The sequence below is a fragment of the Marinobacter salicampi genome, from assembly GCF_011074795.1.
Lineage (GTDB): Bacteria > Pseudomonadota > Gammaproteobacteria > Pseudomonadales > Oleiphilaceae > Marinobacter > Marinobacter salicampi.
Map to the genome: position 1 here is coordinate 133927 of NZ_JAAMPF010000014.1, position 25313 is coordinate 159239.

Annotated in this window: 21 protein-coding genes and 4 tRNA genes; 8 read left to right on the forward strand and 17 right to left on the reverse strand. The window is 56.6% G+C overall.

Annotated features, from left to right (window positions below):
* Positions 1-52: 52 nt before the first annotated feature.
* From clpP to G7W63_RS07580, 6 genes are all read right to left on the reverse strand, one after another.
* Positions 53-688, reverse strand: coding sequence for an ATP-dependent Clp endopeptidase proteolytic subunit ClpP (gene clpP / locus G7W63_RS07555; protein ID WP_166255579.1), 636 nt, complete (start codon positions 686-688; stop codon positions 53-55).
* Positions 689-915: 227 nt separating this feature from the next.
* Positions 916-2220 (reverse strand): trigger factor, encoded by a 1305-nt coding sequence (gene tig / locus G7W63_RS07560; RefSeq protein WP_166255582.1) that lies wholly within the window; start codon positions 2218-2220, stop codon positions 916-918.
* 257 nt (positions 2221-2477) lie between these two features.
* Positions 2478-2562 (reverse strand) — tRNA-Leu (locus tag G7W63_RS07565).
* 101 nt (positions 2563-2663) lie between these two features.
* Positions 2664-2739, reverse strand: a tRNA-His gene (locus G7W63_RS07570).
* 117 nt (positions 2740-2856) lie between these two features.
* Positions 2857-2933, reverse strand: a tRNA-Arg gene (locus tag G7W63_RS07575).
* A gap of 37 nt (positions 2934-2970) precedes the next feature.
* Positions 2971-3047: transfer RNA gene (locus G7W63_RS07580), tRNA-Pro, on the reverse strand.
* 296 nt (positions 3048-3343) lie between these two features.
* On the opposite strand from G7W63_RS07580, the gene folD reads away from it, so the two are divergent.
* On the forward strand, positions 3344-4201 hold the full coding sequence (gene folD, locus G7W63_RS07585; RefSeq protein ID WP_166255585.1) for a bifunctional methylenetetrahydrofolate dehydrogenase/methenyltetrahydrofolate cyclohydrolase FolD: 858 nt from the start codon (positions 3344-3346) through the stop codon (positions 4199-4201).
* Between the two features lie 89 nt (positions 4202-4290).
* On the opposite strand, the gene G7W63_RS07590 is transcribed toward folD, so the two are convergent.
* From G7W63_RS07590 to G7W63_RS07600, 3 genes are all read right to left on the reverse strand, one after another.
* Positions 4291-6471 carry a malate synthase G gene (locus G7W63_RS07590; RefSeq protein WP_166255588.1) on the reverse strand — a complete coding sequence of 727 codons (2181 nt, stop codon included), beginning with the start codon at positions 6469-6471 and terminating at the stop codon, positions 4291-4293.
* Positions 6472-6610: 139 nt separating this feature from the next.
* On the reverse strand, positions 6611-8002 hold the full coding sequence (gene cysS / locus G7W63_RS07595) for a cysteine--tRNA ligase (protein WP_166255591.1): 1392 nt from the start codon (positions 8000-8002) through the stop codon (positions 6611-6613).
* Between the two features lie 18 nt (positions 8003-8020).
* Entirely contained in the window at positions 8021-9697 is a 1677-nt protein-coding gene (locus G7W63_RS07600) for a glutamine--tRNA ligase/YqeY domain fusion protein (protein WP_166255594.1), read from the reverse strand.
* A 146-nt stretch (positions 9698-9843) separates the two neighbouring features.
* Here G7W63_RS07600 and G7W63_RS07605 point away from each other — a divergent pair, with 146 nt between their 5' ends.
* Together G7W63_RS07605 and G7W63_RS07610 are read left to right on the forward strand one after the other, a co-directional pair.
* Positions 9844-10362 carry a peptidylprolyl isomerase gene (locus tag G7W63_RS07605; protein WP_166255596.1) on the forward strand — a complete coding sequence of 173 codons (519 nt, stop codon included), beginning with the start codon at positions 9844-9846 and terminating at the stop codon, positions 10360-10362.
* Positions 10359-11087: a UDP-2,3-diacylglucosamine diphosphatase gene (locus G7W63_RS07610; protein WP_166255599.1), complete on the forward strand. Its 729-nt coding sequence runs from the start codon at positions 10359-10361 to the stop codon at positions 11085-11087. Before G7W63_RS07605 ends, G7W63_RS07610 begins: the two co-directional genes overlap by 4 nt.
* 79 nt (positions 11088-11166) lie before the next feature.
* On the opposite strand, the gene G7W63_RS07615 is transcribed toward G7W63_RS07610, so the two are convergent.
* Positions 11167-12066, reverse strand: coding sequence for a LysR family transcriptional regulator (locus G7W63_RS07615; RefSeq protein ID WP_166255602.1), 900 nt, complete (start codon positions 12064-12066; stop codon positions 11167-11169).
* A 103-nt stretch (positions 12067-12169) separates the two neighbouring features.
* Between G7W63_RS07615 and G7W63_RS07620 the strand changes: the two genes are divergently transcribed.
* Positions 12170-12361 carry a hypothetical protein gene (locus G7W63_RS07620; RefSeq protein ID WP_166255605.1) on the forward strand — a complete coding sequence of 64 codons (192 nt, stop codon included), beginning with the start codon at positions 12170-12172 and terminating at the stop codon, positions 12359-12361.
* A gap of 64 nt (positions 12362-12425) precedes the next feature.
* On the opposite strand, the gene G7W63_RS07625 is transcribed toward G7W63_RS07620, so the two are convergent.
* Positions 12426-13709: an NAD(P)/FAD-dependent oxidoreductase gene (locus G7W63_RS07625; RefSeq protein WP_166255608.1), complete on the reverse strand. Its 1284-nt coding sequence runs from the start codon at positions 13707-13709 to the stop codon at positions 12426-12428.
* Between the two features lie 130 nt (positions 13710-13839).
* Here G7W63_RS07625 and G7W63_RS07630 point away from each other — a divergent pair, with 130 nt between their 5' ends.
* Complete coding sequence (locus tag G7W63_RS07630; protein ID WP_166255747.1) at positions 13840-15339, forward strand: aldehyde dehydrogenase; 1500 nt, start codon at positions 13840-13842, stop codon at positions 15337-15339.
* A gap of 65 nt (positions 15340-15404) precedes the next feature.
* Here G7W63_RS07630 and G7W63_RS07635 read toward each other — a convergent pair whose 3' ends face one another.
* The 4 genes from G7W63_RS07635 to G7W63_RS07650 form a co-directional block, all read right to left on the reverse strand.
* Positions 15405-16769 carry a glutamine synthetase family protein gene (locus tag G7W63_RS07635; RefSeq protein WP_166255611.1) on the reverse strand — a complete coding sequence of 455 codons (1365 nt, stop codon included), beginning with the start codon at positions 16767-16769 and terminating at the stop codon, positions 15405-15407.
* Between the two features lie 118 nt (positions 16770-16887).
* Positions 16888-17151, reverse strand: coding sequence for a DUF1289 domain-containing protein (locus G7W63_RS20185; protein WP_166255614.1), 264 nt, complete (start codon positions 17149-17151; stop codon positions 16888-16890).
* A 4-nt stretch (positions 17152-17155) separates the two neighbouring features.
* Entirely contained in the window at positions 17156-18277 is a 1122-nt protein-coding gene (locus G7W63_RS07645; RefSeq protein ID WP_166255617.1) for an App1 family protein, read from the reverse strand.
* Between the two features lie 22 nt (positions 18278-18299).
* The gene (locus tag G7W63_RS07650) at positions 18300-18920 is read right to left on the reverse strand and encodes a cation efflux transmembrane domain-containing protein (protein ID WP_166255619.1); all 621 of its coding nucleotides are present in this window, start codon (positions 18918-18920) and stop codon (positions 18300-18302) included.
* A gap of 111 nt (positions 18921-19031) precedes the next feature.
* On the opposite strand from G7W63_RS07650, the gene G7W63_RS07655 reads away from it, so the two are divergent.
* Positions 19032-19859, forward strand: coding sequence for an ion transporter (locus tag G7W63_RS07655; protein ID WP_166255622.1), 828 nt, complete (start codon positions 19032-19034; stop codon positions 19857-19859).
* Positions 19860-20021: 162 nt separating this feature from the next.
* Here G7W63_RS07655 and G7W63_RS07660 read toward each other — a convergent pair whose 3' ends face one another.
* The gene (locus G7W63_RS07660; RefSeq protein WP_166255624.1) at positions 20022-20792 is read right to left on the reverse strand and encodes a ferredoxin--NADP reductase; all 771 of its coding nucleotides are present in this window, start codon (positions 20790-20792) and stop codon (positions 20022-20024) included.
* 125 nt (positions 20793-20917) lie between these two features.
* Between G7W63_RS07660 and G7W63_RS07665 the strand changes: the two genes are divergently transcribed.
* Positions 20918-21805, forward strand: a complete 888-nt coding sequence (locus tag G7W63_RS07665) for a LysR family transcriptional regulator (RefSeq protein WP_166255627.1) — start codon at positions 20918-20920, stop codon at positions 21803-21805.
* On the opposite strand, the gene G7W63_RS07670 is transcribed toward G7W63_RS07665, so the two are convergent.
* The gene (locus G7W63_RS07670; RefSeq protein ID WP_166255630.1) at positions 21802-22407 is read right to left on the reverse strand and encodes a MiaE family protein; all 606 of its coding nucleotides are present in this window, start codon (positions 22405-22407) and stop codon (positions 21802-21804) included. The genes G7W63_RS07665 and G7W63_RS07670 overlap by 4 nt on opposite strands.
* A 200-nt stretch (positions 22408-22607) precedes the next feature.
* Between G7W63_RS07670 and G7W63_RS07675 the strand changes: the two genes are divergently transcribed.
* Entirely contained in the window at positions 22608-25202 is a 2595-nt protein-coding gene (locus G7W63_RS07675; protein ID WP_166255750.1) for a bifunctional aconitate hydratase 2/2-methylisocitrate dehydratase, read from the forward strand.
* Positions 25203-25313 lie beyond the last annotated feature (111 nt).

Genomic DNA, 25313 nt, shown 5'->3' on the forward strand with positions numbered 1-25313 from the left:
CAATCGTTAACTAAACAATACGCCGCCAAAGGAAGTTGCGACCATTTCAGTATTATTTATCCGATACACGCTTATCAAGTACCGAATCAACCAAACCGTATTCCTTGGCCTGTATCGGGTCCATGAAATAGTCACGGTCAGTGTCTTTCGCGACCGTTTCGAGATCCTGGCCCGTATGATGGGCGAGAATTTCATTCAGGCTGTTCCTGATCTTGAGGATCTCGCGGGTATGTATCTCAATATCCGAAGCCTGGCCCTGGTACCCACCCAACGGCTGGTGGATCATGACACGGGAATTGGGCAGACAGGCCCGCTTGCCTGCAGCACCGCCGGCCAGCAACAATGCACCCATACTGGCAGCCTGGCCGACACACAGAGTCGCAACATCCGGCTTTACGAATTGCATGGTGTCATAGATTGACATGCCAGCAGTAACCGACCCACCGGGACTGTTGATATAGAGATGAATGTCCTTATCGGGATTCTCCGACTCAAGAAACAGAAGCTGAGCCACAATCAGGTTAGCCATGTGGTCTTCGACCTGGCCGACCATGAAAATAACGCGCTCCTTAAGCAGGCGCGAGTAGATATCGAAAGAACGCTCGCCGCGCGCTGTCTGTTCGATAACAATAGGCACCAGGCCGGAATTTGTAACCATCGTCGGACCATCGATCGGTTTCTGCATCATGATGCGCCTGAACTCCTTGTGGACGTTGAACGGCCTGGCAGGCCGTAAATGTATCAGTGCTGTGTCGAGCGCTCTAATCATTGCGCAGTCATTGCTTCCTGATGCCTGATGGGCATCCGATATCGCGTACTTTGCCAGCAATGCAACAAGATGAAAACAGCCGGGCATGCCGGCTGTTCACTCTCTTCAGGCGCGAGACCCGACAAAGCGGGGTACGACAGCCTTGCTCAGCGCTGCGGCTGGGCAGTCTGGATCGCTTCCTCGTACTTCATTTTCTTATCGGTGACCTGGGCCTGCTCCAGGACAAAATCAACAACCTTATCCTCCAGCACTGCTGACTCGATCTGTGCTTTTTGCTCAGGGCTGCTGCTGAAATGGGCAATCACTTCCTCTGGCTGTTCATACGTAGACGCCAGTTCCTGGATCTTTTCGTCGACCTTTTCGGGCTCGGCTTTCAGGTCATTCTTCTTGACCAACTCCTGGAACAAGAGGCCGGTTTTAACCCGACGCTGCGCCTGTTCAGTGAACAGCTCGGCAGGCAACTGTTTGGGATCCATCTGACCCCCAAAGCGCTGCACTGCATCCTGACGCAAACGGTCAATTTCCTGGTCGACCAATGACTGGGGAACTTCCAGCTCGGTGGTCTCCAGAAGCCCTTCAACCACATCATTCTTGAGCTTGTTGGACACAGCCTGCTTGAGCTCCCGAGCCATGTTTTTCTCAACTTCAGCCCGAAACTCAGTTTCGTCTTCGGCTTTGATGCCAAACTTTTCGAAGAATTCCTGGTTGAGCTCAGGAAGCACAGGCTCTTCAACCTCATTAACCTTGATTTCGAATTTGGCGGGTTTACCGGCCAGCTCCTCGTTCTGGTAGTCCTCCGGAAAGGTCACCTCAATTTCGAGTTCTTCGCCTGCTTTGGCGCCGACGATGCCTTCTTCAAAGCCCGGAATCATCTGCCCGGAACCCAGGGTCAGCTTATGCCCTTCAGCAGTTCCACCCTCGAACGCTTCGCCATCCACGTAGCCCTTGAAGTCGATGTTCACGACATCCTTCTTCTTAGACTTGCGCTTGACTGACTTCATGGTTGCCTGCTGGCGACGCAGGTTATCAATCATGGTGTCGATATCTTTGTCCGTGATCTCGGTCTTGGGTCGTTCTACCTTGATCTTGCTGAGATCTCCCAGTTCGATTTCGGGCATCACCTCGAAAATGGCGATAAATTCCAGGTCCTTGCCTGGCTCCATGGCCTTGGGCTCAAATTTGGGCCAGCCCGCAGGCGCGATCTTCTGCTCTTCCAAAGCCTTCACGTAGCTGTCACGCATGACTTCACTGACTACTTCCTGGCGAACACCCTCGCCAAAACGACGCCTTACAACACTCAGGGGCACCTTGCCCGGACGGAAACCGTTCATCTTGACGGTACGGGCGGTGTTCTGCAGGCGCTTTTCAACCGCCTGGTCGATTTCCTGGGCGGGCACACCGATCGTCATCCGACGTTCGATGTTAGACGTCGTTTCAACAGACACTTGCATGGAAGATCCTCAAATTGCCGTTTCAGTAGCTGAGTGAATCACGGGCCAGAAGGCGGGTAAAATTGAGGCCTGACTATGCCACTTTCCCCTAACCTACAGGTACACGCGAAAATTAAAAGCGGTAGTTTACCACGGTTTTACAGCTGGAGAGAATCATCAAAGGGATGTTCGTAAAGAAGACGCAATCAAAGCAGATAATGCCCGGAAAAATCGCTCTGTAACTGAACGCAGGCTTACGGCTGATAACAAATAAAGGATGGTACTCCGGGAGGGACTTGAACCCCCACACCTTGCGGCAACAGGACCTAAACCTGTCGTGTCTACCAATTCCACCACCGGAGCTTAATCAACTTCTAGTCGACTCTGGCCTGCCCTGGGCAGTGACAACAGCCGTATTCATCTTAAAGTTCTTGATCTGCGGAAATCAACTCAAGTCAGAAAATTGGGGTGGACGAAGGGGTTCGAACCCTCGACCGCAGGAGTCACAATCCTGAGCTCTACCAACTGAGCTACGCCCACCACATCAAATAACTGCAGAGCACGCTGGGCGTGTCTTGAGCCTCATTACTACCAGTTAACTTTGCAAAGGGCATGGCATGACGCCTGGACCTGAACAGGAACCTTGCCGACGGCATATGGCGCGCCCGGCAGGACTTGAACCTGCGACCCACGGCTTAGAAGGCCGTTGCTCTATCCAGCTGAGCTACGGGCGCATAACCTTTCGCCCACCTGACCTATCCAGCTTAATAATGGTCGGGGTAGAGAGATTCGAACTCCCGACATCCTGCTCCCAAAGCAGGCGCGCTACCAGACTGCGCTATACCCCGATTAACCTGAACAACAAGTGCCTCAGCAAAGTTGGCGCGAATCATACCGGCGGTTTTAAGGCTCGTCAACAGACAATTTCCATAAACCGACGGGGTCCTCGTCCCCTTCTGCGCCGCAAGAGCATACCACAGGAAACACCACGGGTTGACTAAAAATTCCCATGGATTGGCGAAAACGACGGGGCGTGCGACAATACGGTCCTTTCGAGCAAGGGGCGGTGCCATTCCTTTTGGCCATTCGCTGCTATCAGAGTGCCTGACCTCTTGAATGATGCCTTCACTTCAAAGAATTTGTCATGACCGCCAAACTGATAAATGGAAAAGAAATCGCCGCCGGTGTCTGCCAGCAGGTTGCTGCCGGTGTTGAAGCCCGTCGTCAGCAGGGTCTCAGGGCTCCTGGCCTGGCGGTTGTGCTGGTTGGCCAGGATCCGGCTTCGCACATTTACGTGCGCAACAAGCGCAATGCCTGTGATAAAGCCGGCATCATGTCGTTGTCCTATGATCTGCCTGCTGACACTTCCCAGGAAGCCCTCGAGGGCCTGATTGACGAACTCAACAGCAACCCGGCGGTGGACGGCATTCTCGTGCAACTGCCTTTGCCTGACCACCTTGACCCGGACCCGATCCTGGTCAAGATCCGCTCGGACAAGGACGTCGATGGCTTTCACCCTTACAACATAGGGCGCCTGGTTCAACGTCGCCCCGAGCTGCGCCCCTGCACTCCTGCCGGCATTATCGCTCTGCTTGACAGTATCGATACCCCGTATAAAGGCCAGCATGCGGTTATCGTCGGGGCATCGAACATTGTCGGTCGGCCAATGTCCATGGAACTGTTGTTGCGAGGCGCCACTACAACCGTCACCCACCGGTTCACTCCGGATCTGGCAAGCTTCGTTCGCAGTGCCGATATTGTAATAGCGGCGGCGGGCAAACCGGACCTGGTCAAGGGCGAATGGATCAAACCGGGCGCCACGGTCATTGATGTGGGCATCAACCGCATGTCAGACGGCACGCTAAACGGCGATGTTGAGTTTGAAGCCGCCGCAGAGCGCGCTGGCCACATAACACCGGTCCCTGGCGGGGTTGGCCCCATGACGATCGCCATGCTGCTACAGAACACGCTGTACGCCGCCAACATCCTCCACGGCGACTAGACGCCCAGACAACGACCAGCGCCACCGCAACCTGGTTCTCAGCCACAAAAAAACCCGCCTGAGCGGGTTTTTCTGATTCCGGAGCTTACTTATTGCCCGGCTTTTCTTTTCGCCTTGAGGCGATAGGCATGCAGCAGCGGCTCAGTGTAGCCATTGGGCTGCTCGCGGCCTTTCAGCACCAGGTCCAGGGCAGCCTGATAGGCCACTGAATCATCAAAGTTCGGCGCCATTGGCTGGTACAGAGCATCGCCCGCGTTCTGCCGGTCGACAACTGCGGCCATGCGCTGCATCGCCTCGACCACTTGCGCTTCTGTATAAATGCCGTGATAGAGCCAATTGCATATGTGCTGTGACGAGATACGCAGCGTAGCTCGATCTTCCATCAGACCGACATCGTTGATGTCAGGAACCTTGGAGCAGCCGACACCCTGATCAACCCAGCGCACAACATAGCCCAGAATTCCCTGGGCATTGTTGTCGAGCTCCTTCTTGGCAGCTTCATCCGACAGCGACTTGGGGTCGTCCATCAATGGCACGGTGAGGATATCGTCGAGACTGGCGCGCTCGCGCTTGGCCAGTTCCGCCTGGACCTCCGCCACATCTACCTGATGGTAGTGAATGGCGTGCAGGGTAGCCGCTGTGGGCGACGGAACCCAGGCGGTGTTGGCCCCGGCCTTCGGATGGCCGATCTTGGCCGTCATCATATCCGCCATCAGGTCAGGCATAGCCCACATGCCTTTGCCGATCTGGGCTTTTCCGCTGAGGCCAGCTTCCAGGCCGATGTCCACGTTCCAGTTCTCGTAAGCCTGGATCCAGGCGGCCTTTTTCATATCAGCCTTGGGCAGAACCGGACCGGCTTCCATGGAGGTATGAATCTCATCGCCAGTACGGTCAAGGAAGCCAGTGTTGATAAAGACACAACGCTCTTTTGCCGCTTCAATGCAGGCTTTCAGGTTGACCGTGGTGCGACGCTCTTCATCCATGATTCCTACTTTGAGGGTATAGCGCGGCAGACCAAGCGCATCCTCAACCCGACCGAAGAACTCGTTGGTAAAGGCTACCTCTTCAGGGCCGTGCATCTTGGGCTTGACGATGTAAACGCTGCCAGTCGTACTGTTCTGGAAGTTACCGCTGTTCTTGAGATCATGGATTGCGATCAGGGAGGTGAAGGCACCGTCCATCAGTCCTTCGGGAACTTCGTTTCCATCCTTGTCCAGGATCGCGCCGTTGGTCATCAGGTGACCGACGTTGCGGATGAACATAAGGCTTCGTCCTTTCAGGGTCAGGTCACGGCCATCTGCCCCGGTATAGGTACGGTCCGAATGCATCTTGCGTGTGATTGTCTCGCCACCTTTGTCGAAGCTCTCCTGCAGATCGCCCTTCATCAGACCCAGCCAGTTGCGATACGCCAGGGTCTTGTCACCGGCGTCGACAGCTGCAACGGAATCTTCACAGTCCATGATGGTGGTCAGGGCCGATTCCATGAGGACGTCCTTGACGTGAGCACCGTCACTCTTGCCAATCGGATGGCCGGCGTCGATCTGTATCTCGAAGTGCATGCCGTTCCTGATCAGCAGGATCCCTGTAGGCTCGTTCTTGGAACCGGTATAACCCACGAAAGCAGCCTCATCCTTCAGACCGGTAACGGTGCCGTTCTGGAGCTTGACCGCAAGCTTGCCGTCCTCGACGGAGTACTTGACCGAGTCTTTATGGCTGCCGTTCGCCAGTGGAGCCGAGTCGTCGAGAAGCTCACGGGCATAGGCAATCACCTTGGCGCCACGGACCGGGTTGTAACCACGACCCTTCTCTGCCCCGTCTTCCTCGGAAAGCACGTCAGTGCCGTACAAGGCATCGTACAGACTCCCCCAGCGAGCGTTGACGGCGTTGAGAGCGAAGCGGGCATTCATGATCGGAACCACCAGCTGCGGTCCGGCCATGGTGGCGATTTCCGGATCCACGTTTGAAGTGCTGATCTTGAAGTCAGTCGGCTCTTCGACCAGGTAGCCGATCTCAGCCAGGAAATTCTTATACTCTTCCATGTTCAGCTTCTGGCCTTTGCGGTCGCGGTACCAGGCATCCATCTTGGACTGGATCTCGTCACGCTTGGCAAGCAAATCGCGGTTGCGGGGTGCCAGCTCGTGGATGGTGGCGTCCAGTTCTGACCAGAATTTGTCAGAGTCGACACCCGTTCCAGGAATCGCTTCCTTATTAATGAAGTCGAACAGTGTTTTTGCGACCTGCAGGCCGCCCACTTGCACGCGTTCCGTCATCGTTGTTGCCTCGATAGTTGCTGAGTTATCGGAACCGGTATTTAGCAAGGCCGGCTCCCACCCGCCGTTCCCGCGGGTTTGTCGTTTAATTGGGCCGCTAGTTTACGTCAAAAACCGGAGCAGTTCACACCCGGGCGAATCAGCCCCGTCGCCAGCTCGTACCGTCCCGTGAGTCGTCAAGTACGACGCCGTTGTCGGCCAACTCGTCCCGGATCCGATCTGCTTCTGCGAAGTTGCGTTCTTTCCGGGCCTTATTGCGAGCGGCAATCAGACTTTCTATGGTTTCTGCGGTCAGGTCACCTACATTGCCGGCCTTGAAATACGCCTCGGGATCCTGCTGCAGAATCCCAAGCACCTTGCCCAGGCTTACCATCACGGCAGCCGCCTCTGACGCTTCCCGGTCCCTGCCCTCGCGGCGGAAGACATTGATGTCCGACGCAAGGGCATGAAGCACTGTCAGTGCGCCGGGTGTATTGAAATCGTCGTCCATGGCGGCGTGGAATTGCTGGTCGGCGTCCCCTGCAATTTCAACGGAAGGTTTTTTATCCGGGACAATCCCTCTCAGCGCCGTGTACAGACGTGTAAGCGTCCGGCCTGCCTCTTCCAGGTTCTCTTCCGAGTAGTCCACCTGGCTCCGGTAGTGGCTTGAAACCAGAAAATAGCGCACCACTTCGGCAGGGTACTTTTCCAGGATCTCGCGAATGGTAAAGAAGTTGCCCAGGGACTTGGACATCTTCTCTTTATTGACCCGAACGGCACCAGCGTGCATCCACACATTGACAAAGGGCTTGCCGGTCGCCGCTTCCGATTGCGCAATTTCGTTTTCATGGTGGGGAAACAGCAGGTCCGGGCCGCCGCCGTGTATGTCGAAAGTGTCCCCCAGGCAGCAGGTCGACATGGCAGAGCACTCGATATGCCAGCCCGGGCGCCCGTCACCCCAGGGCGAGGGCCAACTGACCTCGCCGGCTTTGGCTGCTTTCCACAAGGCAAAGTCGGCGGGACTACGCTTGGCCTCTGACACACCTACTCGGGCGCCGGCAATCAGATCTTCCAGCTTTTTCTTGCTTAACTTGCCGTAGCCTTCAAACCCGTCAACCGCAAAATACACATCGCCATTGTCAGCCGGATAGGCAAAACCCTTGCTGATCAGGATGTGAATCATGGCAATGATTTCGTCAATGTAAGCTGTAGCTCTCGGCTCTTTGGTGGGCGGAAGGATACCGAGACGGGCTTCATCCTCGTGCATGGCCTTGATCATGCGGTCGGTCAGGGCCAGGTAGTCCTCGCCATTGGCCTCGGCCCGCTGAAGTATCTTGTCATCTATATCGGTGATGTTTCTAATATAGGTGACGTCGTAATTCCGGTGCCTCAGGTAACGGGTAATCACATCAAAAGCGGTCAGTACACGGGCATGCCCAAGATGGCAGTAGTCATAGACAGTCATGCCGCAGACGTACATCCGTACCTTGCCGGGCTCCAGGGGTCTGAATTCTTCCTTGCGCTGACTCAGGGTGTTATGGATCTGGATCACGTGTTGGTTGCCCGTTGCTCAGGTGTTGGCTTTGGCCCAGGAATCCCTGAGCGTGACGGTCCGGTTGAAGGTCGGTCGGCCCTCTTCAGATACCTCGGGATCGAAGAAGAAGTAGCCTTCCCGTTCAAACTGGTAGGGCAGATCCTGCCGAGGTTTCAGCAGACTCTTTTCCACCCGTGCGGCGCTGATCCGGACAAGAGAGTCAGGATTCAGGTGAGCAACGAAATCGCCTTCCTTATCGCTGTCAGGGGACTCATGGAGGAACAGCCTGTCATATTGATTAACGTCCACCTCGACGCTGTCGGTAGCGGAGACCCAATGAATGACACCGTTGGGTTTGTAACCCTGGGGGTTCACTCCCAGTGTGTCAGGGTCGTAGTCACAACGCAGCTCGGTTATTTCGCCTGCGTTGTTCCGGATCACTTCCCGACAGGTCATCACATAGCCTCCGCGCAGCCGCACGGCCTGATCCGGTGCAAGGCGCTTCCATTTCCGCGGTGGCTCTTCAGAAAAGTCCTCGCGATCGATATACAGGGTCTGTGTCCAGGTCACGTCCCGTGTTCCCATGGCCTCGTTCTGCGGATGCACAGGCAGAGAAAGGGTTTCGCTCTGGTTCTGCGGATAATTGCTCAGAGTCACCTTCAACGGACGCATGACGCACATGGCCCGCGGCGCCCGTATATTCAGGTCTTCCCGGATAGCATGTTCAAGCATGCCCATGTCCACTGTGCCGCCGGCCTTGTTCACCCCGATCATGTCGCAAAAGGTGCGGATGGATTCCGGCGTGTAACCACGACGGCGCATACCGGAAATCGTCGGCATACGGGGGTCGTCCCAGCCCGTGCAATGGCCTTCCTCCACAAGGCGCCTGAGCTTGCGCTTGCTGGTGATGGTGTAGTTCAGGTTCAGCCGCGCAAACTCGATCTGCCGTGGTTGGGCTGGCGCGGAAATATTCTCCAGAACCCAGTCGTAGAGTGGACGATGGTCTTCGAATTCCAGAGTGCACAGGGAATGCGAAACACCCTCAAGAGCGTCTGAGATCGGGTGAGTAAAGTCGTACATCGGGTAGATGCACCACTTGTTGCCGGTCTGGTGATGCTCGGCATAACGTATGCGGTACAGAATGGGGTCACGCAGGTTGATATTGGGCGAGGCCATGTCGATCCTGGCTCTCAGTACCAGTTCACCATTGGCATACTTGCCATCACGCATGTCCCTGAACATCTGCAGATTTTCATCCACCGGCCGGTCGCGATCCGGACTGTTGCGGCCCGGCTCCTTCAGGGTGCCGCGGTACTCGGCCATCTGGTCCGCGCTCAGACCGCAGACGTAGGCCTTGCCTTTTTCAATCAGCTCAACCGCGAAATCGTAGATGGCATCGAAATAGTCAGATGCGTAGCGGACCTCTCCGGCCCACTCGTAACCCAGCCAGCTGACGTCCCGCTTGATGGCATCAATGTATTCCTGCGATTCTTTCTCGGGATTGGTATCGTCAAAGCGCAGGGTGCAAACCCCGTCAAAGGTCTCGGCAATGCCAAAGTTCAGACAGATAGACTTGGCGTGCCCCACGTGCAGGTAACCATTGGGCTCCGGCGGGAACCGGGTAACCACCTGACCTGTGTGTTTGCCCTCACGGATGCTGTCTTCAATAAGGCTGCGTATAAAGTTATGGGCTTTCTTTGACTCGGCGCTCATACGGTCTCGACTAATGGGGTGAATCCAGGGCCGATATTATACGCATAATTGGCGGCCTAACTCATGCACGGGGCCAAACTCTCCCGTACAATGACCGATAATCAGCCAACACCACGCTCTCATATTCAACTGAACAGGAAACTGGAATGATTCTGCTGAAAACCACCCACGGTGATATCAAGATTGAACTGGACTACGAAAAAGCGCCGGTGACCGCCAAAAATTTCGAAAAATACGTCCGTGACGGATTCTACGATGGCCTCATCTTCCACCGTGTAATCAGCAACTTCATGATCCAGGGGGGTGGTTTCGAACCGGGCATGAAGCCCCGGAAATCTGGCGAACCGATCCGGAGTGAAGCGGACAACGGGCTCAGCAATATGGCAGGAACCGTTGCCATGGCCCGCACTATGGACCCCCACTCGGCCACCGCGCAATTTTTCATAAATGTCGAGAACAACGGCTTTCTGGACCACACCGGCAAAAATGCCGAGGGCTGGGGCTACACGGTGTTTGGCAGGGTCGTGGAAGGCATGGACGTTGTGAACGACATCCGGTTCGCCAAGACTACCCTCAAGCACGGCCACCAGGACGTGCCGGTGGAAGATGTTGTGATTGAAAAAGCGGAAGTGGTGGAGGAAGAGGGAAACGGAGGCACCGCTTGACCACGCTTTTCATCTCTGACCTTCATCTTGAGGAAGCCCGCCCGGACATTACCCGGGCCTTCCTGGGCTTTCTGGATAGTCATACAGCCAATGCCCGGGAACTCTATATCCTGGGAGATTTCTTCGAAGCCTGGATTGGCGACGACGAGCACACCCCCTTGCAGGACCAGGTGGCCGAAGCACTGAGCACCGTTAGTGATCGCGGCACCCGGGTCTTCCTGATGCATGGCAACCGCGATTTTCTCATTGGCGATGATTTCTGTGCCCGGGCAGGTGCGGAGCTGCTGGAAGATCCGACCGTAGTAGACCTCTATGGCACACCGACTCTCCTCATGCACGGCGACAGTCTCTGCACGGCGGATGTGGAGTACCAGAAGTTCCGGACCAGTATGAGGAACCGGGAGTGGCAGCAAACGTTTCTGCAGCGCACCCTGGCCGAACGCCAGACCGTTGCCCGCCAGTTACGGGAACTCAGCATGGCCAAGAACAAGGGCAAGCAGGAGTCCATCATGGATGTGACACCGGAAGAAGTTGTCCGAGTGATGGAGACATTCAGGGTGCAGCGCCTCATCCACGGCCATACTCACCGCCCTGCGGTGCATCAGCTAGAGGCGAACGGTAGCCCCGCCGAGCGAATCGTGCTGGGGGACTGGGGCGATCATATCTGGTGGGTTGAAGCTCAGGCCGGCCAGCAGCCGCAGCTGAAAAAAGCCCCTTTGTCCTGAGGAATCGACTCGGGAGCGCTGAGCAACTGAGCCATAAACGCCCCGCCTCTCACCCTGGCTTTGATGCCGCAGGTACCGACTAGTTTTCGCGTTCGCACTCGATTAAAGGTCGGACGCCTTCGAGCTTTTCGGCCAGAAACTCCATCACCAACCTGATACGTGCACCCTGGCGCAGGTTAGGATGTGTCAACAGCCACAGGTCAATACCCTCCCCCTTGATAGGCGGTGACAGTCGCTGGAGCTCCGGGTCGGCGTCGCCAATATAGCAGGGCAGGACCCCCACCCCACTGCCTGCCCGGATCAGGCTGTACATCGAATAAAGGCTGTTACAACGGATTACCGGCTGGGATTCCTTGAGGTTTTTCTGGTACCAGCGCGCGCCCGTGGCCAGGTGACTGAAGCTGTCATCCGGCATCACCCAGGCCTGGGCTTCAGGGTGTTTCGGGTCAAAATCGGGATTGCAGTCCATATACTGGACCGCACTGTAGATAGCGGACCCGATGGTGGCTACTCGCCGGCTTACCATGGCCTCGGGTGGCTGATTACTGGGATGCAGGGCAAGATCGACATCACGCCGACTCAAACTGTTTACCTCATTGCCGGTATTGAGCTCCAGCTGGATACCTGGGTAAACCGCCACCAGATCGCTGAGCACGGGGTTCAGAAGGCAGTTGAGCAACGTATCGGTGGTTGCCAGGCGCACTTTACCCTCTGGTCGCACGCTCTGGCCCGCCAGCTTCTGTTCCAGGTTTTCCATTTCATGGCTAAGCCTGTCGGCTTCCTTGAAAGCGGTCTCACCGGCAACCGTCATCACCAGTCCGTCCCGGTTGCGCTCGAACAATTGCACGCCCAATTGCTCTTCTATCTGGTCCAGTCGGCGCAAAACCGTGGTCTGGTGGACCCCAAGAATTTCACCCGCCCGACTCAGCGTCCCACCGGTCGCAAGGGCGTGAACGTATCGAAGATAATCCCAATCCATTGTCGCTGCACTTTTGCAAAATTATATGAGTTTAAACCTATTCAAACTGCAAAAATAAACGTTTATAGTTCCGCCCACAAGTCACCCACATGGAGGAAGAACCATGGCACAACATCTTTATACCTCAACACCCGTACCCTCCAGCATTCTGCACAACAGCACGAATGTCCGGGCTCACTATACCCGGGTGGCGGCAAAACAGGCGAGTAATGCGATCCGCAAGCAGTTGGAATTACTGTACAAGCAGGTTCGCGCCAAGAAAACATGGCAGAATCCGCCCATGCCAGAAACCTGATTTAGTGTAAGAAACAAAAAAAGGCCTCTCGAGGCCTTTTTTTGTTCCAGGTACACAGCACAGGTCAGATACCGAGCCTGTCACGGAGACCATAATACCAGGCGCCCAGGGCTGTGAAGGGTACCCGCAGGAGCCGACCACCCGGAAAAGGGTAATGAGGCAAACTGGCAAAAGCATCGAACCGCTCGGCCTGACCCTCTATTGCCAGAGCCACCGCCTTGCCAGCCACATGAGTGAATGTGACACCGTGTCCGGAGCAGCCCTGGGAATAGAGTATATTCCGGTCCAGCCTGCCCAACTGTGGCAGCCGGGATAACGTAAGCAGGAAGTTGCCGGTCCAACTGAAATCGATGCCTACGCCGGCGAGCTCCGGAAAGGTCCTGAGCATCTTGGGCCCAATGATCTTCTTGATATTGGCCGGGTCCCGGGCACCGTAGACTACCCCTCCGCCGTAGATCAGGCGTCTGTCGGCCGAAAGTCGGAAGTAGTCCAGCAGGTAGTTGCAGTCCTCTACACAGTTATCATCCGGCAACAGCCGCTGTGCCAATGCTTCGTCCAGAGGTTCTGTGGCAATGATCTGGGACCCGCAGGGCATGGATTTCGCATTCAGTTCCGGCATCAAGCCACCAAGGTAAGCGTTACCTGCTACCACGACGAACTGCGCCGTCACCCGGCCATCGGCCGTACTTACCACGGCAGGCTCACCCCGCTCAACCTCGATTACAGCAGAGTGCTCGCAAATAACGCCGCCCAGGCTCTCTAGCGCGGCCGCTTCTCCAAGAGCAAGATTAAGGGGATGGACATGGCCGCCAGTATGATCAATAGCGCCTCCTACGTAACGCTCGCTGCCCACGCGCTTGCGGATCGCCGGTCGGTCCAGGAGCTCCAGCCCGGTGTAGCCGAACCGCCGCCACAGTCGCTCCTGTCCTTCAAGATGAGTCAGTTGCCCCCGGTTAAGTGCCGCAAACACACCACCGTCCTTCAGGTCGCAGTCGATGCCGTAGTGTCCGACGCGCTGGCGGATGATCTGGCTGCCTTCGAAAGCCATATCGGCCAATAGCTTGAGATTGTCACCACCGGTCTGTTTCTCAATGCTATCCAGATCCCGGCTGTAGCTGTTAACGATCTGCCCGCCATTGCGTCCAGAGGCACCCCAGCCTACGGTCGCGGCCTCCAGAACCACTACCCGAAAGCCGGCTTCAGCCAGAAACAGTGCCGTGGACAACCCCGTGAAGCCGGCACCGATCACGCACACATCGGCTTCCCGCTCACCATCCAAAGGCGGACGGGAAGGTGCTGGTTTGGCAGTAGCCTCGTAGAGTGAAGGAACCGGCTCGAACTGCTTCATGGCAATATCTGGCGTAAGGGAAAGGACCGCTAGTTTATGCCACAGAAAACACCCTGGGAAGCCAGCGCCCATGCGTACAAATTGCTATGATTCTGGCATCGAATCACCCTTTCTGCCATCCGAGGCCGCTATGCCGATACCTGACACCCGCGAACAATGGCAACACCTTGCTGACAGCCTGAAGATCAACGGTCAGGCCTTTATCAACGGCCAGTATCAATCCGCCAGCAGTGGCAAAACCTTTACCTGTATTAGTCCCATTGATGGCCGGACTCTGGCAGAAGTAGCCAGTTGCGACGCAAAGGATGCTGACATCGCTGTGGTGGCTGCGAGGCAGTCCTTCGAAAGGGGTACCTGGCGCCACTTGGCCCCGGCCCGCCGCAAGGCGGTGCTTATGGCGTTCGCCGACCTGATACGCCAGCACCAGGAAGAACTCGCGCTGCTGGAATGCCTCGATATGGGCAAGCCCATTAGCCATGCCCTGACCGGCGACGTTCCCGCCTGCGCCCGGGCGATCAGCTGGACCGCTGAAGCCATTGATAAGGTCTACGGCGAGTTGGCTGCAACCCCTCATGACCAGATCGGCATGGTCTCCCGTGAGCCGGTGGGCGTGGTCGCGGCTATCGTGCCCTGGAACTTTCCTCTTATCATGGCGGCCTGGAAAGTCGCGCCGGCGTTGGCAACCGGCAACTCGGTGATCCTCAAGCCCTCCGAGAAATCACCACTAAGCGCCATCCGCCTGGCCGCCCTGGCGCAGGAGGCGGGCATTCCCGATGGCGTTTTCAACGTACTACCGGGTTACGGTCATACCGTGGGCAGGGCCCTGGCTCTCCATATGGACGTGGATTGCCTGGTGTTTACCGGCTCAACAGCGGTCGCGAAACAGCTCATGATCTACGCCGGCCAGTCCAACATGAAGCGGGTCTGGCTGGAAGCCGGCGGCAAGAGCCCCAATATTGTGTTCGCCGACGCTCCTGACCTGCCCAAAGCCGCTGCCGAGGCAGCCAGCGCCTTCGCTTACAACCAGGGGGAAGTCTGTACTGCAGGCACCCGCCTGCTGGTTGAAGAAAGCATTCGTGCCGAGTTCGTCGGCCTGGTCAGGGAAGCTCTGCAGCAGTGGAAGCCAGGGCATCCCCTTGACCCGTCTACTACCTGCGGCGCCATTGTTGACCAGCAACAACTTGATCGAATAATTGAATACATTGGCGTAGGACGGGATGAAGGTGCCGAACTGGTCGAAGGCGGGCAGCAGGTCATGCAGGACAGCGGAGGCTTTTTTGTCCAGCCCACGGTCTTTGACAAGGTGAACAACGGCATGCGCATCGCCTCGGAGGAGATCTTTGGCCCTGTACTCGCCGTAATCGGCTTTCGAACGCCAGAGGAGGCCATTGCCATAGCCAATGACTCAGTCTACGGCCTGGCCGCAGCGGTATGGACCTCCAACATCAATGTTGCCCACAAAACAGCCAAAGCCCTCCGGGCCGGCAGCGTGTGGATTAACCACTATGGCGGCGGCGACATGACTGCGCCCTTTGGTGGTTTCAAGCAGTCCGGCAACGGCCGCGACAAATCCCTGCATGCCTTTGACAAGTACACCGAGCTGAAGGCGACCTGGCTGATGCTGGAGTAATTGCCAGGTTGGCCTGATGTCCCGGACAGCTTGGCGTGTGCACCGCTTAGCAGATTGCAGTGCAGCTAGACCGTATGCAGGTACCAGAGATACTCCAGGTCTGAAATGGTCATCTCGAACTCTGTCAGTTCGTGTTCCTTGCAGGCCACGAACACATCGAGAAAGCGGCTGCCCAGGTAGTCGTTCATGACTGGTGACTGGGTCAGGCCGCGCAGAGCGTCCCTGAGATTATTGACCAGGCTGGCTTCGTGTTGCTCATGGGCATTGCCAACCGTAATCGGCGGCGGCTCGATTCTGTTGGTAATGCCATGGTGGATGCCTGCGAGCACCGCAGCCATGACCAGGTACGGATTGGCATCGGCCCCGGCGACCCGGTGCTCGATACGTAGCGCCTCTGGATCACCCCCGGGCAACCGGAGCGCAGCGGTGCGGTTATCGACACCCCAGGTCGGCGCGCTGGCAACATAGTATTCCGGGCTGAAGCGACGGTAGGAATTGATATTGGGACAGAACATGCCCATGGCGTCGTTCATGGTTTCGGATAGCCCGCCCAGGGCCCAACGCAGCATCTCGTTGGGGGAATCCGCATTGCCGGCAAAGACGTTGCGGCCATTACTGTCAATCAGGCTGACGTGAAGGTGCATGCCACTGCCAGCCTGGTCGTGATAAGGCTTTGCCATGAACGTGGTATCCATTTCATGGTCGTAGGCCATATTCTTGATCAGGCGCTTGAGCAAAGTGGCGTGGTCGCAGGACCTGACCGCATCGTCCACATAATGGAGATTTACCTCAAACTGGCCCGGTGCTGACTCGGCCACCAGCGCATCGGCAGGAATTTCCTGCTCCCGGGCCGCATCCAGAACGTCTGCCAGGAATTCGGCGTATTCGTCCAGATCGTCTATGGAATAGGCCTGGACACCTGCTGGGCGTTTACCCGACATGGGAGATTTGGGCGGCTGGGGCCGGCCGGCGAGATTCTCCTGGTCAATCAGGTAGAACTCCATTTCAAAAGCAGTTACAGGCGTCAGGCCCAGCTCGGCAAAGCGACTGACGATATTCTCAAGGACCACCCGTGGGTCAGCAAAAAACGGAGTCTTCCGGTCAAGCTCGTACATGGTCAGCAACAGTTGTCCGGTGGGCCGCTTCTGCCAGGGCTCCATGGTGAGGGTGCCCTCTACCGGCAAACAGACGCGATCAGCCTCGCCTATGTCCAGGCCAAGACCGGTTTCCTCGACGGTGGTGCCCTGGATATTCAGGGCGAAAATGGACGCAGGCAGAGCAATGCCCCGCTCGAACACTTTCAGCAGCCCGGACGGATCCATACGCTTGCCGCGCACAATGCCGTTCATGTCAGGGATCAGCAGATCAATAAATTGCAGTTCAGGATGTGCCAGAAGAAACGCTTCGGCAGCTGTGGAGCCAGGACCCATAGGGAAAACCTTCTGTACGAACTTTTAGCGCTGGAAAACACCGCTTGATTCTGTGCCTGCGTAAGGCCGCCAGATAGTGCGGCATTGCAGGTGGCAAGGACATAGGTAATTTAGGATATTAATCAGTTTCGCGCCGTCTTTCTTCTTCTTTACGGATGGCCTTTTTGACTGCCTTGTCGTACAGCGCCCGAAGCGCACGGGCTTCCTTACCCTTCCCTACCCCGTGAGAACCCAGCACACGGCGCCAGACCGCGTCTTTCTCTTCCGCCGACATCTGCTTCCACACTTTCTTCTCTTCCCGAGTCCGGCCGCAAGCTTTGCACTGGTCCTTGCGATCGAATTCGCAGATATCTATACAGGGCTTTTTGGTCACTAAAGGCATAACTCTAATCGTCCTTGGCTTGGTCCTTTTCCTGGCTTTGCCGTACCTTGTCCACAATACTGGCCGGAATCAGTTCCTGCTCTACCGCGTGCTCAGCCATGGTCAGGCTGTCGCCTGCCAGCATGAGGTCACTCCCCGATGCTTTAACTTCCCGGGCCAATTCGGCGATGGCGTCGTCGCGGCGAGGGTCGTCACTAACATTGCGTATGTAAATGCCAAGAATCCTTCCGGGATGCTCATGGAGTATTTCCGCATACACTTCGGGGTCACGCTGGCCACTGTCGCCAATAAGAATAAATGGCAGCTCCTTATACACCGATAACATGTGCCGTATAGCATCCACCTTGTGATCCTTGGCGCGTCGTGGCAGCAGACTTCCCCGCTTCAGCCCCCATTCCCGCAATATCAAAATGGGACCATTAGGTATGCGATGCAGACGGAAAAACTCCACCAACACCTGATAGATACTCCAGGGGGCGCGGGACACGTACAGCAAGGGGTTGCCTTGGGCACCGTCGGGGCCTCCGTGGAATGCTTGGTAAAGCGCCGAAACCCCGGGAAACACCACCCTGCTCTCAGCTCCCTGGGCAAACAGGCGCCACATCATCATGGCGGTATTCGCTACGCCGGTGTAGACCACCGTATCGTCGATGTCGCTGATGACTCCGTAACGGGCGCTGGAGGTAGGGGTATAAAACTCCCCCGTGGTCGCCGCCCGCTCGTCAACCGGGTGCACAAGAGACAGATCAACCGAATGCCAGGTGACATCCGAGGGCATGGTGGTCAGCTCCATATGAACCCGAAAGAACCCATGCCGGTCAGTACGAACGAGGGTTTCGGCATCTTTATAGCGAACCCGGACCTGGGCGTTCACGATGGGTTTGCGCAGAAGGCGACGGAGGAGATCAATCAAATCCTGTTTTAGCGAGTGCTCGCGCCTGTCGGTACCTGAGCCCGGTTGCTTGAATACCCGACCCATGAGAAAGACCTGTTGCCGGGAACCAAAGCCGCGGTAGGCCTGGATAAAAAGCCCGCCGCGACCACTATCCCCTTTCACTGGTGCCGCAAGGATCCGGAGCGCCTTGCGAAGTGATCGCGCGCGCTTGTGGTAGCTTCTCCTGATCACTGGGTTCTCCCTTGGAAAATATCTAGGCCTGCCCGGTGGCCTGCATCTCTGCCCTTGCAGAGGACAACACCCGAATCGCCGAGCGCAGAAAAAGGATAGCCAGACATGATGCGACCACCAGATCCGGCCAACCGGAACCAGTAGCCCAGACCCCTGCCGCAGCCACGAAAACGGACAGATTGGCCGCTATGTCATTGCGTGAACATTCCCACACCGAGCTCATGTTGACGTCTTCGGCTCTATGCCTCCAGAGCAAACCCAGGCACAGGCTGTTGGCCGCAAGTGCCACCAGGCTGAAGATGCCCATCAGCTCGAACACCGGCACTGAGGGATTGAGCAGCTTGTAGACAATCTGCCCAATCACAACCACAGCCGCGAGAAGAATCAGCAGGCCTTTGAAAAAGGCAACCCGGGCCTTGGCCTGGGCACCAAGGTAAACCGCCCATAAGCTCAAGGCGTAGGTGAGCGCATCGCCAAGATTATCAAGACTGTCGGACAGCAGTGCCGCCGAGCTGGCATAAAGCGCAGCCGTGACCACCACCACAAACATGACGGCATTGATGGCGAATACCGCTTTCAAGGTACCGCTCTGCCGGTCCCGGAGGAGCTCCAGATCCGAACTGTTATTGCAGCAGTCTCCCATACACCTCTCCAAAAAGTGCTTCCGTCCAATCGGTAACGGGGCGGAACTATCCATTCGCTCTTAGGGGCTTTAGAATCCCCTTCGCACCATATTCAGGAGTCGATTCCGATCATGCCTTCCGCCTTCAACTCATCCTCGGGTCTCGAACGTCTGCGTCGGATCGAGTCCAGCCGTCTTTTCCAGGGTGCGGTGGTTTCGATCATCATTCTGTCGGCACTTGCGATCGGTGCCAAGACCTACGAACTCTCGCCCCTGGCAGATCGCACCCTAAGCGTGCTGGATTTTGCCATTACTGTCTTCTTTCTGGTGGAAATTCTTTTCAGGTTTGCCGCCTGCCCGAACAAAAAGCGCTTTTTTTTCGATGGCTGGAATCTGTTCGACACCATTGTCGTGGTCGGCAGCCTCATTCCGCTCAACAATTCTGATGCAGTCCTGCTCGGCCGCCTGCTGAGGGTATTCCGGGTTCTTCGCCTGGTCTCGGTGCTCCCCGAATTGCGATTCCTGATCAACTCGCTGCTGAAAGCCATTCCAAGAATGGGCTATATCGCACTGTTAATGTTCATTATTTTCTATATCTACGCTGCCGTCGGCTCGATGTTCTTTGCCAAAGTGGATGAGGTACTCTGGGGAGACGTGGCGATCTCGATGCTGACCCTGTTCCGGGTGGCAACCTTTGAAGACTGGACCGATGTCATGTACGCCACCATGGAGATCTACCCCATGAGCTGGCTGTATTATGTGACCTTTATTTTCCTGACCGCCTTCGTTTTCCTGAACATGATGATCGGCGTCATCCTCGAAGTCATGAGCGAGGAACAGAACGCCAAGCAGGCCCAGGAAGCCCATGACGAACGTGATGATATAAACCGACAGCTGCATAATGTTCAGCGCCAGCTGACCGAGCTCTCGGACCAGATAGCACGTACCGGTCAGCGCTGAGACGGTTGACGCGCTGAAACAAAAAAAACCCCGGAGCTCAGCACTTCGGGGTCAATGACTTCTAACATCTTCAACAACTGCAGTCGTCTGACAACTTTCGGTTTTACCACTTCGTTAACCCGGGCGCTTGTTCGGGGATAATCCGCCGAAGCCCCATAAGGATTACTTCTCCACAAAGGCCCTTTCAATCACATAATGTCCCAGATCCCCATGGCGTGATTCCTTGAAGCCCTGGCGGTCCAGAATGGCACACGTATCCTTCAGCATGCTGGGGCTGCCACAGATCATGAAGCGGTCATCCTCCAGGTTGAACTCGGGGAGCCCCAGGTCTGACATCAGCTTGCCGCTCTCCATGAGGTCGGTCAGGCGGCCCTGATTACGGAAATCCTCCCGGGTCACGGTGGGGTAATACATCAACTTTCCCTGGACCATCTCACCGAAGAATTCGTTATTGGGCAGGTCGTCAATATCCTTCTGGTAAGCCAGTTCGGAGGTATAACGGACGCCATGGGTCAGTATGACCTTGTCAAAATGCTCGTAGATTTCCGGATCCTTGATAATACTCAGGAATGGCGCCAGGCCCGTGCCCGTGCTGATCATATACAGGTTGCGGCCCGGCAGAAGATGATCCACCACCAGCGTCCCCGTTGGCTTTCGGCTGACTAGAATCTCGTCACCTACCTCAATTTTCTGTAGGCGTGATGTCAGGGGCCCGTCCTGAACCTTGATGGAAAAAAACTCAAGCTCTTCCTCATAGTTTGCGCTGGCGATGCTGTAAGCGCGCATCAGGGGCTTTCCGTCGGTCTGCAGGCCGATCATGGTGAAATGACCATTCTTGAAACGAAAGCCGGGGTCCCGAGTCGTGGTGAAACTGAACAAGGTATCGTTCCAGTGACGGACGCTTGTCACTTTTTCACTGTTCAGGTTGCTCATAGTCTCGCCTTACTCCAGAAGAAGTAGTTGGAAAATTCTGTTTCAAAGTTGAGCGAATCATAACCCGGGAGTAACCTATCGATGAAATGGGATATTTTCATAACCTTATTCGGAAAAATCGATTTATGCGTTACTCGTTCCGCCAACTCGAGGTTTTCCTGGCTGCGGCTCATACCCAGAACATCACCAAAGCCGCCAGCGCCCTGGCCATGTCGCAGTCGGCTGCCAGCAGCGCGCTCAAGGAACTGGAAACACAATTCAACATCCAGCTCTTCGATCGGGTGGGCAAACGCCTGCAACTGAACGAGTTAGGCCGGCTGTTCCGCCCCCAAGTGGAGGCTCTTCTGGCCCAGGCTCAGGAACTGGAACAGGGGCTGACCCAACATAACGATGTCGGCGCGCTCAAAGTGGGCGCCACCCTCACCATCGGCAACTACCTTGCTGTAGGTGTTATGGCCGACTACATGAAAATTCAACCCCATGCCCGGGTGTCTCTGGAAGTGGCCAACACCCGGACCATTGCCAGGCGCGTCAGCGACTTTGAACTGGATATCGGCCTTATAGAAGGCGAACTTCAGTCACCCGACCTTGAGGTTATCCCCTGGCGCAACGACGAGCTGGTAGTATTCTGCAGCCCGAGCCACCCGCTCGCCCAACGTGGTGCCCTGTCTGACGATGACCTGCGCCAGGCCACCTGGATCATGCGGGAACAGGGCTCAGGTACCCGCCAGACTTTCGAAAGGGGCATGCATGGCCTGCTCCCGGACCTCGACATTCTTCTGGAACTGGAGCATACCGAGGCAATAAAGCGTGCGGTGGAAACCTGTCTGGGGATCGGTTGCCTCTCCCAGGTATGTCTTGCCGATGCCTTCAAACGCGGCAGTCTGGTTCCTCTGGAGGTTCCGGAACACCGTCAGTTTGACCGCCGGTTCTACTTTATCCTTCACAAGCAGAAGTATCGCAGCGCCGGCATCGCCCGTTGGATGGAACTGTGTCGCGCGTTAGGACACTAGCTCAGCGGGCCGCTGTGAAAGCGGAACTCGGTGTCCGGCTGTGTTATGAGGTTTTCTTCCAGGTCCAGAAAGACACTGATGCGGCCACTGATGGACCCACCTGCTGCCTTCTCTGCCAGGGCGAGGTAGTCGCGGTAATGCCTGGCCTCTGATTTGAGCAGACCGGTGTAGAAGTCCGCCAGCACCGGGTCCAGGTGCTGTGCCAGTATCGCAAAGCGCTCACAGGACCGGGCCTCGATTATGGCACCGACGACCAACACATCCACAAGCCGGTCCGGATCCTGCGGCCTTACCGCCTGGCGCAAGCCGGCGGCGTAGCGGGACGGACTGAGGTGCCCGTAACAGATGCCACGGTCGTTCATAATTGCCAGTACCTGCTCGAAATGACGCAGCTCTTCCCTGACCAGCCGGGACATCTTGTTCAGTAACTCCGGGTTGTCCACATAGCGGTACATCAGGCTCAGGGCTGTAGAGGCGGCTTTCTTCTCGCAATGGGCGTGATCAATGAGCATGATGTCTGGCGAAGCCAGAGCATTCTCGACCCAGGCATCAGGCGTCCGGCATGGCAGAAAGGCGATGACAGCATCTATGTCGGCTTGCATTTGGCGAGGTCCATGGCTGAGCTACAGGGGAACTTCAGTGCATTATACACACGCCCTGGCCCACCTCAGTCTTTTGGCCAACTTAACTTTATGAGTCGGTTCCTATAGAATACAGCGCCAATTCGCGGCCTTTCCGCCTATAAATTCCCGCCAGCCAACGCTGACCGTGCGGGATATCCCAACTGATGAGGGTCCTTATCGTGTTAGAAGCCTATCGTGAACACGTTGCAGAACGCGCAGCTCAGGGCATTCCCCCGCAGCCGTTGAATGCCGAGCAGACAGCTGCCCTGGTGGAGTTACTGAAAAACCCCCCGGCCGGTGAAGAAAACTCGCTGGTCGACCTGCTGGAGAACCGGGTACCGCCGGGTGTGGATGAGGCTGCCTACGTCAAGGCGGGCTTCCTTAGCGCCATCGTCAGGGGCGAAACCTCCTCTCCCCTTCTGGACCGCAGCAAAGCCGTGGATCTGCTGGGTATGATGCAGGGCGGCTATAATATCGTCGCTCTCGTGGACCTGCTGGACGATGCCGAACTGGCAGAACAGGCTGGTGAGAAACTCAAGAAGACCCTGCTGGTTTTCGATGCGTTCAACGATGTCAAAGAGAAGATGGAAAACGGCAACGCCGTTGCTAAAAGCGTGATGGAGTCCTGGGCCAACGCCGAATGGTTCACCAGTCGCAAGAAGGTACCCGAAAGCACCAAGATGATCGTATTCAAGGTCACCGGTGAAACCAATACCGATGATCTGTCTCCGGCACCCGATGCCTGGTCACGCCCCGATATTCCTCTGCACGCACGGGCGGCCTACAAGATGCCCCGTGAGGGCCTGAGCCCGGATGAGCCCGGCTCCATCGGTCCCATGAAGCAGATCGACGAGCTCAAGGCCAAGGGCCTGCCCGTCGCGTTCGTAGGTGATGTTGTCGGTACCGGCTCCTCGCGCAAATCCGCCACCAACTCGGTGCTCTGGTTCTTCGGCGACGACATGCCGGGCGTGCCCAACAAGCGCACGGGCGGCGTCTGTATCGGTAGCAAGGTTGCCCCCATTTTCTTCAACACCATGGAAGACGCCGGCGCTCTGGTATTCGAGGCGCCCGTAGACAACATGAACATGGGCGATGTTATTGAAATCCGTCCCTACGACGGCAAAGTGCTGAACGAAGCCGGCGAGACCATCTCCGAGTTCAAGTTCAAGTCCGACGTTATCCTGGATGAAGTCCAGGCCGGTGGCCGTATTCCTTTGATTATTGGCCGTGGCCTCACCGCCAAGGCCCGAGAGGTGCTGGGCCTGGGGGCAACGGATCTTTTCCGGCTGCCAAAGGATCCCGAAGCGGGCACCAAGGGGTTCACCCTGGGTCAGAAAATGGTCGGCAAGGCCTGTGGTCTGGATGAAGGTCAAGGCGTTCGCCCGAACACCTACTGTGAGCCTCGTATGACCACAGTAGGCTCCCAGGACACCACCGGGCCCATGACCCGGGACGAGCTGAAAGATCTGGCCTGTCTGGGCTTCCAGGCGGACCTCGTCATGCAATCGTTCTGTCACACGGCGGCTTACCCCAAGCCGATCGACGTGGAAATGCAGCACACCATGCCTGACTTCATCCAGACCCGCGGCGGTGTTGCCCTGCGTCCCGGCGATGGCATTATCCACTCGTGGCTGAACCGCATGCTGCTGCCGGACACTGTCGGTACCGGCGGTGACTCCCATACCCGTTTCCCCATGGGCATTTCCTTCCCTGCGGGCTCAGGTCTGGTTGCGTTCGCTGCGGCCACAGGTGTTATGCCGCTGGACATGCCTGAGTCTGTACTGGTCCGCTTCAAGGGCGAGATGCAGCCTGGCATTACCCTGCGCGACTTGGTCCACGCCATACCGCTGTACGGCATCAAGCACGGCCTGCTGACCGTTGAAAAGAAAGGCAAGGTCAACGAATTTTCCGGTCGGATCCTGGAAATCGAAGGTCTGGAACATCTGACAGTCGAGCAGGCATTTGAGCTTTCCGATGCCTCTGCCGAACGCTCTGCAGCCGGCTGCACCATCAATCTGTCGGAAGAGTCTGTCGCCGAATATCTGCGTTCTAACATCACCATGCTGCGCTGGATGATCGCCGAGGGCTATGGCGACCCACGCACCCTTGAGCGCCGCGCCAAGCAGATGGAAGGCTGGCTGGCGGATCCCAAGCTCATGCGCGCTGACAAAGACGCAGAGTACGCCCATGTGGTGGAAATCGACCTGGCAGACATCAAGGAACCCATCGTCTGCTGCCCGAACGATCCGGACGACGCCCGCTTCCTGTCAGAAGTGGCCGGCGACAAGGTTGACGAGGTATTCATCGGCTCCTGCATGACCAACATCGGTCACTTCCGTGCCGCGGGCAAACTGCTGGCCCAGAACAAGGAACCCCTGAAAACCCGGCTGTGGATGTCGCCGCCGACCAAGATGGATGAAGCCCAGTTGATGGAAGAAGGCTACTTCAACATCTACGGCACCGCGGGAGTCCGTACTGAAATGCCTGGCTGCTCCCTGTGCATGGGTAACCAGGCACGGGTGGCCGCCAAAAGCACGGTTCTGTCCACCTCTACCCGTAACTTCCCGAACCGCCTTGGTGACGGCGCTAATGTGTACCTGACCTCGGCGGAACTGGCTGCGGTAGGGGCTGTTCTGGGCAAGCTGCCGACTCCGGCGGAGTACATGGAATACGCCAAGGACCTGAGCAGCATGTCAGATGAGGTCTACAAGTACCTCAATTTTGACAAGATGGAGAACTACACCAAGCGTGCCTCAGAAGCCAACGTTGCCTAAACGGAACAGGTTTCCGGCCAGAGCGGTGTAATGAATGAAACGCCAGCCCCAGGGTTGGCGTTTTTTATGGCCATAAAAAAAGCACCCATCGGGGTGCTTTTCAGGTTGGCA

Bases quoted from the DNA above. Each gene is read 5' to 3' on its own strand.
- G7W63_RS07650 (WP_166255619.1), bottom strand. From the start codon at position 18,920: ATGGGAGACTGCTGCAATAACAGTTCGGATCTGGAGCTCCTCCGGGAC.
- G7W63_RS07590 (WP_166255588.1), bottom strand. From the start codon at position 6,471: ATGACGGAACGCGTGCAAGTGGGCGGCCTGCAGGTCGCAAAAACACTG.
- G7W63_RS07600 (WP_166255594.1), bottom strand. From the start codon at position 9,697: ATGAGCGCCGAGTCAAAGAAAGCCCATAACTTTATACGCAGCCTTATT.
- tig (WP_166255582.1), bottom strand. From the start codon at position 2,220: ATGCAAGTGTCTGTTGAAACGACGTCTAACATCGAACGTCGGATGACG.
- G7W63_RS07670 (WP_166255630.1), bottom strand. From the start codon at position 22,407: ATGCAAGCCGACATAGATGCTGTCATCGCCTTTCTGCCATGCCGGACG.
- G7W63_RS07630 (WP_166255747.1), top strand. From the start codon at position 13,840: ATGCCGATACCTGACACCCGCGAACAATGGCAACACCTTGCTGACAGC.
- G7W63_RS07605 (WP_166255596.1), top strand. From the start codon at position 9,844: ATGATTCTGCTGAAAACCACCCACGGTGATATCAAGATTGAACTGGAC.
- G7W63_RS07625 (WP_166255608.1), bottom strand. From the start codon at position 13,709: ATGAAGCAGTTCGAGCCGGTTCCTTCACTCTACGAGGCTACTGCCAAA.
- G7W63_RS07665 (WP_166255627.1), top strand. From the start codon at position 20,918: ATGCGTTACTCGTTCCGCCAACTCGAGGTTTTCCTGGCTGCGGCTCAT.
- G7W63_RS07615 (WP_166255602.1), bottom strand. From the start codon at position 12,066: ATGGATTGGGATTATCTTCGATACGTTCACGCCCTTGCGACCGGTGGG.
- clpP (WP_166255579.1), bottom strand. From the start codon at position 688: ATGATGCAGAAACCGATCGATGGTCCGACGATGGTTACAAATTCCGGC.
- G7W63_RS20185 (WP_166255614.1), bottom strand. From the start codon at position 17,151: ATGCCTTTAGTGACCAAAAAGCCCTGTATAGATATCTGCGAATTCGAT.
- folD (WP_166255585.1), top strand. From the start codon at position 3,344: ATGACCGCCAAACTGATAAATGGAAAAGAAATCGCCGCCGGTGTCTGC.
- G7W63_RS07655 (WP_166255622.1), top strand. From the start codon at position 19,032: ATGCCTTCCGCCTTCAACTCATCCTCGGGTCTCGAACGTCTGCGTCGG.
- G7W63_RS07635 (WP_166255611.1), bottom strand. From the start codon at position 16,769: ATGGGTCCTGGCTCCACAGCTGCCGAAGCGTTTCTTCTGGCACATCCT.
- G7W63_RS07660 (WP_166255624.1), bottom strand. From the start codon at position 20,792: ATGAGCAACCTGAACAGTGAAAAAGTGACAAGCGTCCGTCACTGGAAC.
- G7W63_RS07620 (WP_166255605.1), top strand. From the start codon at position 12,170: ATGGCACAACATCTTTATACCTCAACACCCGTACCCTCCAGCATTCTG.